The organism is Desulfovermiculus halophilus DSM 18834, from assembly GCF_000620765.1.
Taxonomy (GTDB): domain Bacteria; phylum Desulfobacterota; class Desulfovibrionia; order Desulfovibrionales; family Desulfothermaceae; genus Desulfovermiculus; species Desulfovermiculus halophilus.
Window position 1 is genome coordinate 76252 of sequence record NZ_JIAK01000007.1, and the last position, 14140, is coordinate 90391.

Consider the following 14140-nt stretch of genomic DNA (forward strand, 5'->3'; position numbering starts at 1 on the left):
AGCGTTCCACACCTAAACCCTTGATCAATCCGGACCCAAAACATCCATGACCCAAATGCCATCTGCAAGCCAAATCCAACGCGAGGTCCGCAAGCGGCGGACCTTCGGAATCATCAGCCACCCGGATGCCGGAAAGACCACCTTGACTGAAAAGCTCCTTTTGTTTGGGGGCGCCATTCAATCCGCTGGTTCGATCAAGGCCAAGAAGAGCGGCAAGCACGCCACCTCGGACTGGATGAGCGTGGAGCAGGAGCGGGGCATCTCAGTGACCTCCTCGGTCATGAAGTTCCTGTATCAGGGGTATGAGATCAATCTCCTGGATACGCCCGGTCACCAGGACTTTTCCGAGGACACCTACCGGGTGCTCACGGCTGTTGATTCCGCACTTATGGTCATCGACAGCGTGAAAGGGGTGGAGACCCAGACCACGAAGCTGATGCAGGTCTGCCGGATGCGGTCCACGCCGATCATGACCTTTATCAATAAGCTGGATCGCAACGGCCTGGATCCTTTTGAACTGCTGGACGATATCGAGCAGACCCTGGGCATTCAAGCCGCCCCTTTGACCTGGCCGATCGGCATGGGCAAGGAGTTTCAGGGGGTTTACGACTTGATGAACGGGGAGGTCCGCTTTTTCCATCCCGCGGACACCAAGGGCAGCAGGCCCGAGGAGTCGACGGTGATCTCCGATCTTGGGGACAGCCATTTGGATGATCTGCTGGGATCATACGCGGCGGAGAAGCTTCGGCAGGACGTGGAGCTGCTGGAAGGAGCCGGCTATCCCTTCGACTCCCAGGCGTACCGGGAGGGCCGGCAGACCCCGGTCTTTTTCGGCAGCGCAGTGAACACCTTCGGGGTACAGGAAATGCTGGACACCTTTGTCCGCCTGGCGCCCCCACCCAGGGCCAGGGAAGCGGAGACCAGGGTGGTCTCGCCCGAGGAAAAGGAATTTTCCGGGGTCGTCTTTAAAATCCAGGCCAATATGGACCCGGAACATCGGGACCGGATCGCCTTTGTCCGGATCTGCTCCGGTCGATTTCAGCGGGGAATGCAGGTCAGGCATCACCGCCTGGGCAAGAATATGACTTTGGCCAATGCGATCATCTTTATGGCCAAGGACCGCTCTGGAGTGGACGACGCCTGGCCGGGAGACATCATCGGAGTCCACAACCACGGCACCCTGCGCATAGGGGATACCCTGAGCAGCAAGGAGCCCCTGAAGTTCAAAGGCATTCCAAACTTCGCTCCGGAGTTCTTTCGGCGGGTGATCCTCAAGGATCCTTTTAAGTCCAAGCAGCTGGACAAGGGGCTGTATCAGTTGACTGAGGAAGGGGCCATTCAGCTCTTTCGGCCGGTCAACGGGCGGGACTATATCCTGGGGGCCATCGGAGCCCTGCAGTTTGACGTCACAGCCTCCAGGCTGGCTGCCGAGTATGGGGTGCAGGCCACGTACGAGCCCATGCAGTATGTGACCGTTAGGTGGATAGACAGCCGGGACCAGAACGCCCTGCGGGAGTTCAAGAAACGCTATTTCAACACCCTGGTTCAGGATGCTGAAGGCCACCCGGCATTGTTGTTCTCCAGCCGTTATCGCCTGGAGCGGGCGGTTGAAGACTGGCCCAAGATCGATTTTCTGGAGACCAGGGAAAAATAGGTTCTTCGACGTAGCCTGTGGATTCTTGGAGTTTGCGATCTCTTCTGTGTGCCCACTTTCGGCCCGGTATTTTCTAACTCCCGCCAAAGGGGGATCCCTGCCCCCTCCCGGCTACTCACGTGCAGGTCACTGCTTTCTGTGTGACGAAAGCTTATCATACACGTGAGTGCCGGGTTTCCCCCTTTTGGCGGGACCAAGAAAATGTGCGGGCCTGCCGCTCACGGCACACAGAAGAGACGGCAAACTCTTATGTATGCAATTCTACTTTCTGTGTCCAAGAGCCGAAAAAAAAGTACGACAGCGATACTTTGATATGGTCTTGCCGGGGATTGGTCCAAGGACATTGTGAGTTCGGGAAAATGTCGCTGTACAGATAGGAGCTGACAAACAAGGCCCGGCGCGATCGCGCCGGGCCTTGTTTGTCAGGATGTGCCCCTCCTTGCTGGGGAAGCGCATGGGAAAGCCCTGCTGCACTTCCCTTATAAACACCTCACCCGGATAGCGGAATAGAGCTGTCCGCGGCCCGGATGAGGGCATCCTTGCGATTTAGCTGGTTTTGCCCTTGCCGTAGCCCATTTTGGCCAGGCTTTCCTCCATCTCGCCCAGGATGTCAGGATCGTCGATGGTGGCCGGGACCTTGTACTCCTTGTTGTCCGCGATCTTCTGGATCGTCCCCCGCAGCACCTTGCCCGACCGGGTCTTGGGCAGGCGCTGGACCACAGTGGCATGCTTGAACGCGGCCACCGGGCCGATCCTGTCCCGGACCAGCTGCACGCATTCCTGCTCGATGTCCGCTTCGTCCCGATTCACCCCTGCGCTTAAGACCACGAAGCCCACCGGGATCTGGCCCTTCAGGGCGTCGTCCACTCCAACCACGGCGCACTCGGCCACGTCCGGATGCTCGGACAAAACCTCTTCGATGGCGCCGGTGGACAGGCGATGGCCGGCCACATTGATGATGTCGTCGGTCCTGGACATGACGAAGACGTACTTTTCATCGTCCATATATCCGGCATCAGCCGTTGTATAGTATCCGGGGAACTCAGAGAGGTATTTCTGGACAAAGCCCTGGTCGTTCTCCCACAGGGTGGGCAGGGCCCCAGGCGGCAGAGGGAGCTTGACGGCCAGAGTGCCGATCTCGCCAGGGGGCAGCTCGGTGTTGTCCGAATCCAAAACATGCAGATCCCAGCCGGGTACAGGCTTGGTCGGCGATCCGGGCTTGACCGGGAACTGATGCAGGCCCATGCAGTTGGCGGCAATGGCCCAGGCCGTCTCGGTCTGCCACCAGTGGTCGATGACCGGAACCTGGAGCTTGTCCTCCGCCCAGTGCAGGGTATCCGGATCGGTGCGCTCTCCGGCCAGGAAGAGGATTTCAAAGTTGGAGAGATCGTAATTCTTGAGCAGTTCGGCTTTGGGGTCGCGCTGCTTGATGGCCCGGAAGGCGGTCGGCGCGGTGAACATGGACCGAACCTTGTGCTCTGAGATGACCCGCCAAAAGGCACCCGCATCCGGCGTGCCCACAGGCTTGCCTTCGTACATGATGCTGGTGCAGCCTTTAAACAGCGGAGCGTAGATGATGTAGGAGTGGCCGACCACCCAGCCGATGTCCGAGGCGGCCCAGAAGACATCGCCGGCATCCACGTTGTAGATGGACTTCATGGTCCATTTCAGGGCTACGGCGTGTCCGCCGTTGTCTCGAACCACGCCCTTGGGCTGTCCGGTCGTCCCGGAGGTGTACAGGATGTACAAAGGATCCGTGGCCTTGACCGGCACGCAGTCCCGGGGCTGGGCCTTGTCCATGGCCTCGTTCCAGTCCACGTCCCGGCCGGGCTTGAGCTCGGCCTTTTCCATGCGCCGCTGGTAAATGACACAGTTGTCCGGCTTGTGGGTGGAGAGATCAATGGCCTTGTCCAGAAGGGGCTTGTACTTGATCACTCTGTTCACCTCGATCCCGCATGAGGCGGAAACCAGGACTTTGGGCTTGGCGTCGTCGATGCGGGTGGCCAGCTCGTTGGCAGCAAATCCGCCGAAAACCACGGAGTGGATGGCCCCCAGACGAGCGCAGGCAAACATGGCGATGCAGGCCTCTGGGATCATGGGCATGTAAATGATGACCCGGTCCCCCTTGGTCACCCCCAGGTCGGCCAGCACACCGGCGAATTTGGCGGTCAGGTCCCGGAGCTCGCGGTAGGTGAACTTGGTGATGGACTCGGTTACCGGGCTGTCGTGGATAAAGGCGACCTGATCGCCGCGTCCGTTGTCCACGTGCAGGTCGAGCCCGTTGTAGCAGGTGTTCATTTCCCCGCCGACAAACCAGCGGTAGAAAGGCTTGTTGGAATCGTCCAGAACCTTATCCCAGCGCTTGAACCAGTGGATGTCTTCGGCCAGTTCCCCCCAGAACCCTTCCGGATCCTGAACAGAACGTTGGAACGCCTGATCATAGGCATTTGACATGTCGTTTCCTCCTTGAGCCTATGGGTTGTTCGGTCCCTGGTGCAATACGGACGGCATACAGCATTTTGCCGCAGCATCGGGGTATAACCTGTGATGAGCATGTTTCTGCCACCACCTTAAGCAAGGAGTGTTCCAAATACTGTTTATCTCAAAAATAAAATATAAAATCAAATGGTTAATATTCTGCAAGGGTGTGGTGCAGGACGTCCGGGTTCTGAGGCATGGATGTCTCGGCGAAAGGACCTGCACCTGGCAGGGCGCGGGACAAGCGCTTTCCCGTCCTTGGGGTATGAATGTCTCAAAAAGGGAAGGATGTGGCATGTAAGCCAAGGGAGGATGCGAGTGCACAATCTGTATTTGCACTCGCCAGAGGTCAGTGATCAGAGGTCAGAGGCCGGTAAAATGCAAGTGTTATATCCTGGATTTTATATCAAATAAACGCAAGACGACTTTTGGCAGTCCGGTCAAGGGAGGGGCTTGGGGCTGCATCCAGCAGGCCGGCCTCGACCAGCAGGTCCTCACAGCCGGCATCCCGGGGTCTTTCCAGACCCACTTTTTGCCGGGACATAAAGCGGCCGAAACAGGCATCCTGAACGCGTCCAGTGCGAAGTCCAGCCCCGCGTGCCGAATGTGCGGCTCCTGGGGCAAGGTCTTTAGTCCAGGCCGTGGCTCTTCATCTTTCTAAAGAGCGTCCGCCGGTCAACCCCGAGGATCTCGGCCACCCTGGATCGATGCCACTTATAGGCCTGGAGGAGCTGCTCGATGTATTCCTTCTCCCTGGCCTGGAGGACCTCATACAGAGTGGGAGGGTGATTGCCGTATTGGTCAAGGTCGTGATGCTTCCTTGAAAGCTGGTCCCCGTTGTCTCCCTCCCGGGGGCTGAGAAAATCGATGCGGCCGAAGGCCAGGTAGCGGTGGATGGTGTTTTGCAGCTCTCGAACGTTGCCCGGCCAGTGATAGCTGGACATGGCCTGCATGATGTTCTTGGGCAGGGTGGCGGGCTGCCCCTGGGTGCTGCTTTGCTGCAGGAAATGATGGATAAGCAGGGGAATGTCGTCGGTCCGCTCGCGAAGGGGGGGGAGAGTGATGGGGATGATGTGGATGCGGTAGAAGAAGTCTTTGCGCATCTCCCCGGACTGCATCAGTTGGCTCAGGTCCTTGTTGGTTGCGGCAATGATCCGGATGTCGGCGTGCTTTGCCTCCCGGCCCCCGAGGGGGGTATAGCCCTGGCCTTCAATGGCCCGCAGGAGCTTGACCTGCATGTTCAAACTGAGCTCCCCGATCTCGTCCATGAACAGGGTCCCCCCGTGGGCTGCATCCAGATAGCCGGGCTTATCCGCCTGGGCCCCGGTAAACGCCCCTTTGACGTAGCCGAAGAACTCGCTTTCGATCAGATTTTCCGGGATCGCTCCGCAGTGTACGGTGATGAAGGGACGTTCTCCCCGTTCACTTAAGGTGTGGATGGTGTGGGCCACCACCTCTTTGCCGGTTCCAGACTCGCCGTAAATGATGACGTGGGCCTGGGAGTTCGCGGCCTGAAGCATGGACTCGAAGACCGTTTGCATGGCCCGGCTCTTGCCCACGATGCCCATGAAGCGGTCGGACCCGCGCATAAAGGACTGCAGCCTCTCGCTTTGCTTTCGCCATTTTGCCTCGCTTTGCTTCAGGCTGTCCTCAGTCTGCTTGCGCTCAGTGATGTCGACCATAATGGTCTGGCATTTATGCACCTGGCCCTGATTGTCGTACATCGGAGAGTGAATCACATAGTACCACCGCTCGTCCCGGGGGTTGAAAAACTCGGTCCGCACAGTCTGCCCCTGTCTGGCCAGATCCATTCGGCACCAGGAGCAGGGTTCCTCTCGGCCGCAAATAACTGCGTGGCAAAGATCCTGGCTGGGATCTGCCCCGATGTGCTCCTGGAGCTTGTCGTTGACAAAATCTATCCGGCCTTCCGGGGTGCAGGTAAAAATGAAGCCTTCAAAAAAGCTGATGATTTCCCTGAGCTGGCTCTCGCTGCGCCGGTAGGCCTCTTCTGAACGCTTGCGCTCGACCATTTCCATGGTCAGCTGCTGGTTGGCGGCTTCCAGCTCCCTGGTCCGCTCTTCCAGGCTCTGGCTCTTGTGTCCCACCTCCTGTTCCAAACGGGCCCGGTAGTTCTCATTCTCCCGTTTCAACCGGGTCTGGCGCAGGGCGTTTTCCACCGAGTGCTCCAAGACAGAGAGATCGGAAATCGGCTTGGTCACAAAGTCGAACGCCCCGTGACGGATGGCGGTTACTGCATCCTGAAGGACTCCCACCCCGGTGATGACGATGACCGGAACGTTGTCGTCCTCCCGGGTCACTTCGGCCAGGACGTCCAAGCCGTCCAGGCCGGGCATGCGCAGGTCCAGGAGGAGAACGTCCGGCCTGTCCTTCCGGAAAAGCTCCAGGCCCTGGAAGCCGTCTTCGGCCTCCAGGACTGTGAACCCGCTGTCTTCCAGGTATACGGCGACGCTTTCCCGGACCACAGGGTCGTCGTCGATAATCAAGAGGGTTGCCGGCTGTGGAGCAGTGCTGGTCACGTTATCCTCCATGGGCGCCTGTTCACGGGTTCAAAGCTGAAGAGTTCTTCGCTCGCAGACTCGCTTACGAATGACAAACAGAAAAATGGCGGCCTGCCGGGTGGTTTCGGTGACCCCCTTTTGTCATTTAGAAGGATCCTAGCGACTGAAGAATCTCTTGTATTGTGCATATATCCATATAGTCTGAGGGACCGGACCTACAGCCCGGCGAACTCGTGTCGCTGACCGGGCAGGCGAATGACGAACTTGGTGCCTTTTGTGGGCGCGGAATGGACCGTCATGCAGCCCTTGTGATTGTTGGTGACGATAAAATAGGCCACTGAGAGGCCCAGCCCGGTGCCCACTCCCACACCTTTGGTGGTGAAAAAGGGCTCAAAGATCCGTTTTCGAATCTCTTCCTCAATCCCCGGCCCGTTGTCTTCCACGGTGAGCACCGTCCAGCTGCCTTCCTGAAACAGCTGGAGCACGATCCTGGACTGGGTGCCGCCCTTTTTGCCTTCGGCCATGGCCTGGGCCGCGTTGCGCAGCAGGTTGAGCAGGACCTGCTCGATTTCAGTGCCCACGCACATGACCCGGGGGACGTTGTCGGCAAAGTAGCGAACTATTTGTATGTTTCTGAAATCGTATTTCTTTTTTAGATCATAGTCGTGAGCGGCCAGCTCCACGGTCTTATTGATCACGTCCCGCAGGTCCACGATCTCTTTCTTCCGCTCGTTGTTTCGGCTGAAAGTGAGCATGTTGTCCACGATCTTAGCCGCCCGCTCTCCGGACTCCTTGATCCTGGTAATAAAGTGCAGGATTTTGCGTTGTTCCATATATTCCGTGACCAGATTCAGGTCAAGGCCCAGGGACTCGGCTGCGGCCGTATTCGCCGCCAGGGACGGGGAAAGGCGGCGGATAATGTTCTGGGTGTTCTGCAAAATCCCGCCCAAGGGATTGTTGATTTCATGAGCCATGCCTGCGGCCAGCCCGCCGACGGACATCATCTTCTCGGTCTGGACCATGACTTCTTCCATGCGGACCCTGGAGGTGACGTCGTCCAGGCGGATGACCGCACCCTGAAAGGCTTCCAGGGTCACGGGATAGACCATGATATCCATGTACCGGACCTGCTGGCCGAAGCTGAGAGCAATCTTCTGCCTGGTCCTGGGTTTGTTCTGCTCCACCGCAGCCCGGAGCATATCCTTGTATTCCCCGATCTGGGGGATGGTCCGGGACATGGGCCGGCCCAGGGCTTCTTCCGGATCAATGCCCGTGAGACGAGCGGCCTCCTGGTTCCACTGGGTGATGTGATGGCTCAGGTCCACGCTGAACAGGGCCGAGGGCATGGAATCCACAATGTGGCGCAGAAACTGGCGCATGCTGGCCATCTCCTGTTCATTCTCCCGGGATTGGGTAATGTCGTGTCCCACGCAAAGGTACTCGACGATTCGGCCCCGGCTGTCCCGGACTGCCTTGTTGGTCCAGGCCACCCAAATCCGTTCCCCGTTCCGGCGGATGGCCTCGGTCTCATAGTACAGATAGCTCTCCGGATTCTGCGCCGCCCGGTCCAGGAGATCCTGCATTCTGCGTCCGGTGGAGTCCACGCGGGGCACGAACACCTCCAGGCTCTTGCGGCCCAGGATCTCTTCCTCTGTATACCCGAACAGGTTTTGAGCGAATTCGTTAAAAAAAGTGATCCTGCCTTCGGTGTCCACCCGGAGAATGATGCTGTTCGCGTTCTGGACCAGTTCCCTGTATTTGGTTTCGCTTCTGCGGATGAAGTCCTCGGCCTTTTTGCGATCCGCGATCTCCGCCTTCAGACTCTGCCTGGAGGCCTGGAGGTGGTCCATGAAGGTGTTGAAATATTCCCCCAGGATGCCGACTTCGTCCCGGGAGGTGACCGGCATGCGCACTGTATCGTCCCCGGTGGCCCCCTTGGAAAACCTGTGCATCAGGTCCCGGATGGGATTGGTGATCGTGGCGCTTATGGACCAGGTGATGGGGATGACCAGGATAAGGACCAGGGCCATGATGCCGGTAATGATCTGGCCCACGGTGGTCAGGGGTGCGTAGAACTCGTCCAGATACAGGGAAGAGGCCACCACCCAGTCGAACTCAGGAATGGCCTGGAAGATGACCATTTTGCGCCGCAGTCTTTCCTCTCCCGGATTGCGCCAGGAATAGACAATGGTCCCGCTTTCCTCGCGGAGCATGCGCCGAAGGTCCTGGCCGCCCTCCTCAGGCATGAGCTTTAAAATGTTCTTGCCCTGGTACGCGGGATGGATAAGCAGATCCCCTTCTTCGTTTAAGACAAAGGAGTACCCGCTTTGGCCAAAGCTCAAGGAGAGGATGCTTTTCTTCAAGTCCTTGACGCTTATCAGCTCATTGAACTCGGTACGGTAGGAGGAGGCGGAGATAATCCAGTCCCAGGGCTTGAACTCGGTCATGTACAAAGCCTTGGGTCTGGTCGTGTCTTCCTCTGGGTTGCGCCAGGAGTACTCCAGGTACCCCTCGCGCATTTTCAGCTGTCTCTGGATGAAGCTGTAGCTGGAGAGGTCTGCCCCAATCAGGCCGTCATACTTGTGCATGACGATATTGCCGTCGCTGTTCAGGCAGTACAAATATCCCGTGCTGCCGATATGCTGGGAGCGAAACACTTCCCTGGTTCGCTGCTTAGCTTCGGACTCGGACATGGCCCCCTGGGTGTATTGGGAGTGGAAATAGGCGGCAATTTCCCTGTTCTTTTCGGCCACGGCCCGGAGGTGGTTTTTTATGGACAGGTCTGCGGAGTTGCCGACAATGTGCAGCAGGGTCTGGGTGGTGTTTCTCAGCTCCTGTTCAATGCTGTGCTGAATGTGGTTTTTGACGAATACGATCATTAGGCCTCCGGCCAGGCTGAAGGCCAGAGCGAACAGCAGGGAATAGACCAGCAGGAGTTTATGCCGGATGCGCAGATCTGTGAACCGCTGCCAAAGGTTCATGGTCCTTGTCCTTGTCCAGACGGATGTTTTCGGTTTTTCGACATAGCCTGTGGATTTTTGGAGTTTGCCATCTCTTCTGTGAGCCCACTTTCGGCCCGGTATTTTCTAAGCCCCGCCAAAGGGGGATCCCTGCCCCCTCCAGGCACTCACATGCTGGACATTGCTTTCAGATGGACTGAGCATATCATGCATGTGAGTGCCGGGTGGCGGGGCCAAGAAAATGTGCGGGCCTGCCGCTCACGGCACACAGAAGAGACGGCAAACTCTTATGTATGCAATTCCACTTTCTGTGTCGAAGAGCCGATGTTTTCAAGGGCCTTCTCATCGAGTCTCTGAAGGCCTGGCATCTCTCCTGTACAGAGAATCCCAGTTTGGGGCGCAGGTGACCCAAAGGTAAAATCTTTATGTTTCAGTGGGTTATAAAGTGGATGAGATGCAGCTACCCCATCGGCTGAATCGGAGATGACCCAGCTGAGTGTTTTTTTGGATGTTTTTAGAAATAAAATCAGGGTGGTGGAGCATTTGTGGCACAATGGCACATCCCTTGCCTCAGACTAGCACAGGTTCGACTGGAAACAAAATGTGTTTGGTTCTGCAAAAGGAGGGAGACAATGGCCGATTCTACAACTGGTAACCCTGCGGTCGTCGGGCTGGCCGGCTTTGGTCTGACCACACTGATTCTGCAATTTCACAATCTCGGATGGTGCGGGGTTGGGCCTATTGTGGCCCTGGGGCTTGTTTTCGGCGGGCTGACCCAGCTTGTGGCCGGGTACCAGGAGTTTAAGGCCGGAAACAATTTCGGATACAGTGCGTTTTGCTCCTATGGAGCCTTCTGGATCGCTTTGAGCGTGATTCTGCTCATGAATCACGCCGGGATATACGCATCCTCCACCACAGATATAGGCTGGTTCCTGGTGGTCTGGACCCTGTATACGGCCATTTTATGGGTCGGGGCCCTGCGCATTCATCTGGCCATGGCCTCCACATTCACCCTGCTTCTGGCCGGATTCATCCTCCTGGACCTGGCCCACTTCGGAATGCCGGGGATGACCACCCTCGCAGCCATCGTGCTCATTTTTTGCGCCCTGAACGCCTGGTACATGATGGCCCACGCGATCCTGTTCCAGGTCTACGGCAAGGATATCCTGCCTGTCGGGCAGCCGGTTGTGGGCGGAAACAGCAAGGCCAAGCAACAGGTTATTGCCGGAGCGGCGGAGAGTGCCTAGCATTAAAAGGTCGCATTCCGGCTCTTTATGCGGTCAAAGAAGCCCGCAGCTTGTTCAAGCTGCGGGCTCTGTTCTTGTAAGCCAATCACCCGGCACAGGCCTGACAAAGGAGCCGCTCATCGGCCTGGACCATCTTTGAGCGCATTACCGGCTCTCCGCACCTCGCGCAGCACTCGGACTGATCGATTCTGGCTCTGTCCGGGACAGCAAACGCCCCAGCCTGGATCTCAAACAGCTCATCCAGAGGCATGTCCACGACCTGCCTGCTCGCCTCCTGATGCAGGCCTGCGAACTCCTGTTCCTCGTCCTCTGTGGCCTGACCCTGCATAACCTTGGACATCAACTCCTGATGCCGGCCCTTGGGAGCAAAGCCGTCCGGGCGCATGCACAGGCGGATGCCCTGTCCGCTGTTTCTGTCGATCAGGGTGAAGGCCTGTTTCCCGTGGTCTTTGTAGACAAAGTTTCCCTTTCCAAAGGTGCATCCAGTCAGGACCTGGACTGCATCCACCCCGCAGGCATCGGTCTCTACCACGGCCACCAGCTCCTCATCCTCTGAACGCTTTGTCCGCAAGTGATCCAATCCTGCTTTCGCCGCCCGGTAGCCGATGGACAGCCCCGGGCATATATGGCCGTGAAAATGGACACAGCGCATGAAGTCCTCGGGGAATTCGATATCTGTGGGCATGGCTAACCTCCTGTACTGTACATATCATTTAAAAAATCGTAACACGGAGTTTATCTCAATCGAGTGCGATTGACAAGGTTGCAAAGGGCGGGGTGCATGTGTAGGAACTGCGGACAAGGTGCAGGGAAGCAAGGGGGAGACCATGTCAGTGGGGGACAAAGCAAGGACATTGCGGTTCATGGACGGCAACGAGGCCGTGGCCTGGGCCGCTTATTATTCCGGGTGCCGCTACTTTGCCGGCTACCCGATCACTCCGGCCACCGGCGTCTTCAATGCCATGCTGGACATATTGCCCCGGGCCGGAGGACAGGTCCTGCAGGGGGAGGATGAGATCGCGTCCATCGGGGCCTGTATCGGGGCAAGCATGGCCGGGGTCAAGGCCATGACTGCAACCAGCGGGCCCGGGATCAGCCTGTATTCTGAGCATCTCTCCTTCGCCACCGGCTCGGAGATCCCTTTGGTGATCGTCAATGTCCAGCGCCTGGGGCCGTCCACCGGCTCGGCGACCAAGGGGGCGGACGGGGACGTGCAGTTCATGCGCTGGAACAGCTCCGGAGGGCTGCCGGTTGTCGTCCTGTGCCCAATCGATGTCCGGGACGCCTTTGTCTTGACCATGCAGGCCTTCAACCTGGCCGAACGCTTCCGGTGTCCTGTTTTTGTGGCCTCGAACAAGGAGATCGCCCTGACCAGGGAGAGCGTGGACCTGGATTCCGTCTCCTGGCCGGTGGTCCAGGACCGGGTATATGCCCCGGAGGAGCACTTTCTGCCCTTTGCCGCCCACCCCGGGCAGCCCCCGGGGTTCCTGCCCCTGGGACATCCCCGGGTCCTGGTTCGGCAAACGTCCTCCACCCATGGAGAGGACGGATACATCACTGTCGATCCAGCCCGGATCCAGGCCATGCACACCCGTCTGAGGCAAAAGATAGATGCCCATGTCCGGGAGATGAGCTTTTCTGCCTACCGGGGTCCCAGTGAGGCGGATGTGGTCATCGTGGCCTACGGGGTCACGGCCCGGACCGCCTTGGCCGCGTACAGACGGCTGGTCGATCAGGGGCGGTCCGTGGGCCTTTTGATCCTCAAGACCTTATGGCCTGTCCTGGAGGAGGAGATCGCCTCCAGATGCCGTTCGGCGTCCAGGGTCATCGTTCCGGAAATGAATCTCGGCCTGTATGCACGGGAGATAGAGCGCATCCTTCCGGGCAAGGAGGTCCAAGCCCTGGGGCAGATGAATGGGAATCTGCTCACCCCGGATCAGATTCTGGAGGTGGCCCATGCCTAGCTTGTTGAATACCAGCCGCCCGCCTGTTTTTTGCCCTGGGTGCTCGCACGAACGGGTGGTCAAGGCCTTGGATCGGTCGTTCCAGGATCAGGGGCTGTCCGGAAACCAGATCGTCCTGGTCAGTGATATCGGGTGTTCGGGGCTGTTTGATACCTTTTTCCACACCCACGCCCTGCATGGGCTGCACGGCAGGGCCCTGACCTATGCCACAGGCCTGAAGATGGTCCGCCCTGATCTGCATGTGGTGGTGACCATGGGGGACGGGGGGCTGGGCATAGGGGGCGCGCATCTGTTGGCCGCCTGCCGGAGGAATGTGGATCTGACCCTGCTCATCTTGAACAACTTCAACTTCGGGATGACCGGAGGGCAGTTCTCAGCCACCACACCTGCGGAAAGCACGGTGGGATCCGGGTTCTTAAATAGCGTTGAGCGGCCTATGGACGCCTGCCGGGTCCTGGAGGCTGCGGGCGCCCCGTTTGTGCTCCGCACCTCGGCCTATGCCAAGGACCTGAGCCGGGCGGTGACCCGGGCCATGGGATACCCAGGATTTGCGGCCCTGGACATCTGGGGGGTCTGTCCCGGCAGGTACATGAAACGAAACACGATCTCACCGCAGGTCATAGACCGGGAGCTGAGCAGGCTGCCGGCAGCAAACGGGACGGTTCCAGCCAACGAGCGCCAGGAGTACACGGAAGCGGTGCGGGAGCGAACCGGCCCGCAGAGTGACCCCGAGATGCCGCCGGCTGTAGCCCCCATCTGCACGGCTCCCCAGGACAGGGAACAGGGGCTGCTCATCCTGGGGGCGGCCGGTCAACGAGTGGTGACAGCCGGGGAGCTCGCTGGCCTGGCCGGGATGTGCGCAGGGCTGCAGGCCAGCCAGAAAAACGACTATCCGATTACCGTGCTCACCGGGCACTCGGTGAGTGAAGTCATCCTTTCCCCGGAAGCCATCGACTACACCGGACTCTCCCGGCCCTCAGCGGTCATGGTCCTGGCCGAAGAAGGCGTTGTCCGGCGCAGAGAGGTGTTTGCCACCCTCCCGGAGAGCAGTCTCGTTCTGCGGGCAGTCCCGGATCTGGAGGTCCCCCCCACCCAAGCCGAGGTCGTGGACCTGGATCTCAAGGCCAGAGGGATACACAAAGCGGACCATGCCCTGGCCTCTCTGGCAGTCATGGCCCAACGGAAGCGAATGATCAGCACAGAGATGCTCAAGGCGGCGATAGATCTGCGCTTTTCGCCCAAAATCGCAGAGGCCTCGCGGAAGGTGGTGGATGCGGTGTACACGGCATGAGGGTCTTTGGTTCTTTGCATCCAGAAG

At 58.6% G+C, this 14140-nt stretch carries 8 protein-coding genes; 4 read left to right on the forward strand and 4 right to left on the reverse strand.

All coding sequences use genetic code 11. The annotated features are described in order from the left end of the window. Positions 1 to 46: 46 nt before the first annotated feature. Entirely contained in the window at positions 47 to 1654 is a 1608-nt protein-coding gene (locus N902_RS0104030) for a peptide chain release factor 3 (protein WP_027369893.1), read from the forward strand. 546 nt (positions 1655 to 2200) lie between these two features. Here N902_RS0104030 and N902_RS0104035 read toward each other — a convergent pair. The 3 genes from N902_RS0104035 to N902_RS18580 form a co-directional block, all read right to left on the reverse strand. Continuing rightward, positions 2201 to 4108, reverse strand: coding sequence for a propionyl-CoA synthetase (locus N902_RS0104035; RefSeq protein ID WP_027369894.1), 1908 nt, complete (start codon positions 4106 to 4108; stop codon positions 2201 to 2203). A gap of 653 nt (positions 4109 to 4761) precedes the next feature. Further along, positions 4762 to 6669 carry a sigma 54-interacting transcriptional regulator gene (locus N902_RS16300; protein WP_161635154.1) on the reverse strand — a complete coding sequence of 636 codons (1908 nt, stop codon included), beginning with the start codon at positions 6667 to 6669 and terminating at the stop codon, positions 4762 to 4764. 197 nt (positions 6670 to 6866) lie between these two features. Beyond that, the gene (locus N902_RS18580; protein ID WP_051564257.1) at positions 6867 to 9632 is read right to left on the reverse strand and encodes a cache domain-containing protein; all 2766 of its coding nucleotides are present in this window, start codon (positions 9630 to 9632) and stop codon (positions 6867 to 6869) included. Positions 9633 to 10243: 611 nt separating this feature from the next. Here N902_RS18580 and N902_RS0104055 point away from each other — a divergent pair. After that, a complete protein-coding gene (locus N902_RS0104055; RefSeq protein WP_027369895.1) occupies positions 10244 to 10858 on the forward strand; it encodes an acetate uptake transporter in 615 nt (204 codons plus the stop codon). Between the two features lie 85 nt (positions 10859 to 10943). Here N902_RS0104055 and N902_RS0104060 read toward each other — a convergent pair whose 3' ends face one another. After that, positions 10944 to 11543: an FmdE family protein gene (locus N902_RS0104060; protein WP_027369896.1), complete on the reverse strand. Its 600-nt coding sequence runs from the start codon at positions 11541 to 11543 to the stop codon at positions 10944 to 10946. Positions 11544 to 11685: 142 nt separating this feature from the next. On the opposite strand from N902_RS0104060, the gene N902_RS0104065 reads away from it, so the two are divergent. Beyond that, entirely contained in the window at positions 11686 to 12822 is a 1137-nt protein-coding gene (locus N902_RS0104065) for a transketolase C-terminal domain-containing protein (protein WP_027369897.1), read from the forward strand. Beyond that, positions 12815 to 14113 (forward strand): thiamine pyrophosphate-dependent enzyme, encoded by a 1299-nt coding sequence (locus N902_RS0104070; protein ID WP_027369898.1) that lies wholly within the window; start codon positions 12815 to 12817, stop codon positions 14111 to 14113. The genes N902_RS0104065 and N902_RS0104070 overlap by 8 nt, the downstream gene beginning before the upstream one ends. The last annotated feature ends 27 nt before the right edge of the window (positions 14114 to 14140 follow it).

Bases quoted from the DNA above. Each gene is read 5' to 3' on its own strand.
- N902_RS0104055 (WP_027369895.1), top strand. From the start codon at position 10,244: ATGGCCGATTCTACAACTGGTAACCCTGCGGTCGTCGGGCTGGCCGGC.
- N902_RS0104030 (WP_027369893.1), top strand. From the start codon at position 47: ATGACCCAAATGCCATCTGCAAGCCAAATCCAACGCGAGGTCCGCAAG.
- N902_RS0104060 (WP_027369896.1), bottom strand. From the start codon at position 11,543: ATGCCCACAGATATCGAATTCCCCGAGGACTTCATGCGCTGTGTCCAT.
- N902_RS0104065 (WP_027369897.1), top strand. From the start codon at position 11,686: ATGTCAGTGGGGGACAAAGCAAGGACATTGCGGTTCATGGACGGCAAC.
- N902_RS0104070 (WP_027369898.1), top strand. From the start codon at position 12,815: ATGCCTAGCTTGTTGAATACCAGCCGCCCGCCTGTTTTTTGCCCTGGG.
- N902_RS18580 (WP_051564257.1), bottom strand. From the start codon at position 9,632: ATGAACCTTTGGCAGCGGTTCACAGATCTGCGCATCCGGCATAAACTC.
- N902_RS0104035 (WP_027369894.1), bottom strand. From the start codon at position 4,108: ATGTCAAATGCCTATGATCAGGCGTTCCAACGTTCTGTTCAGGATCCG.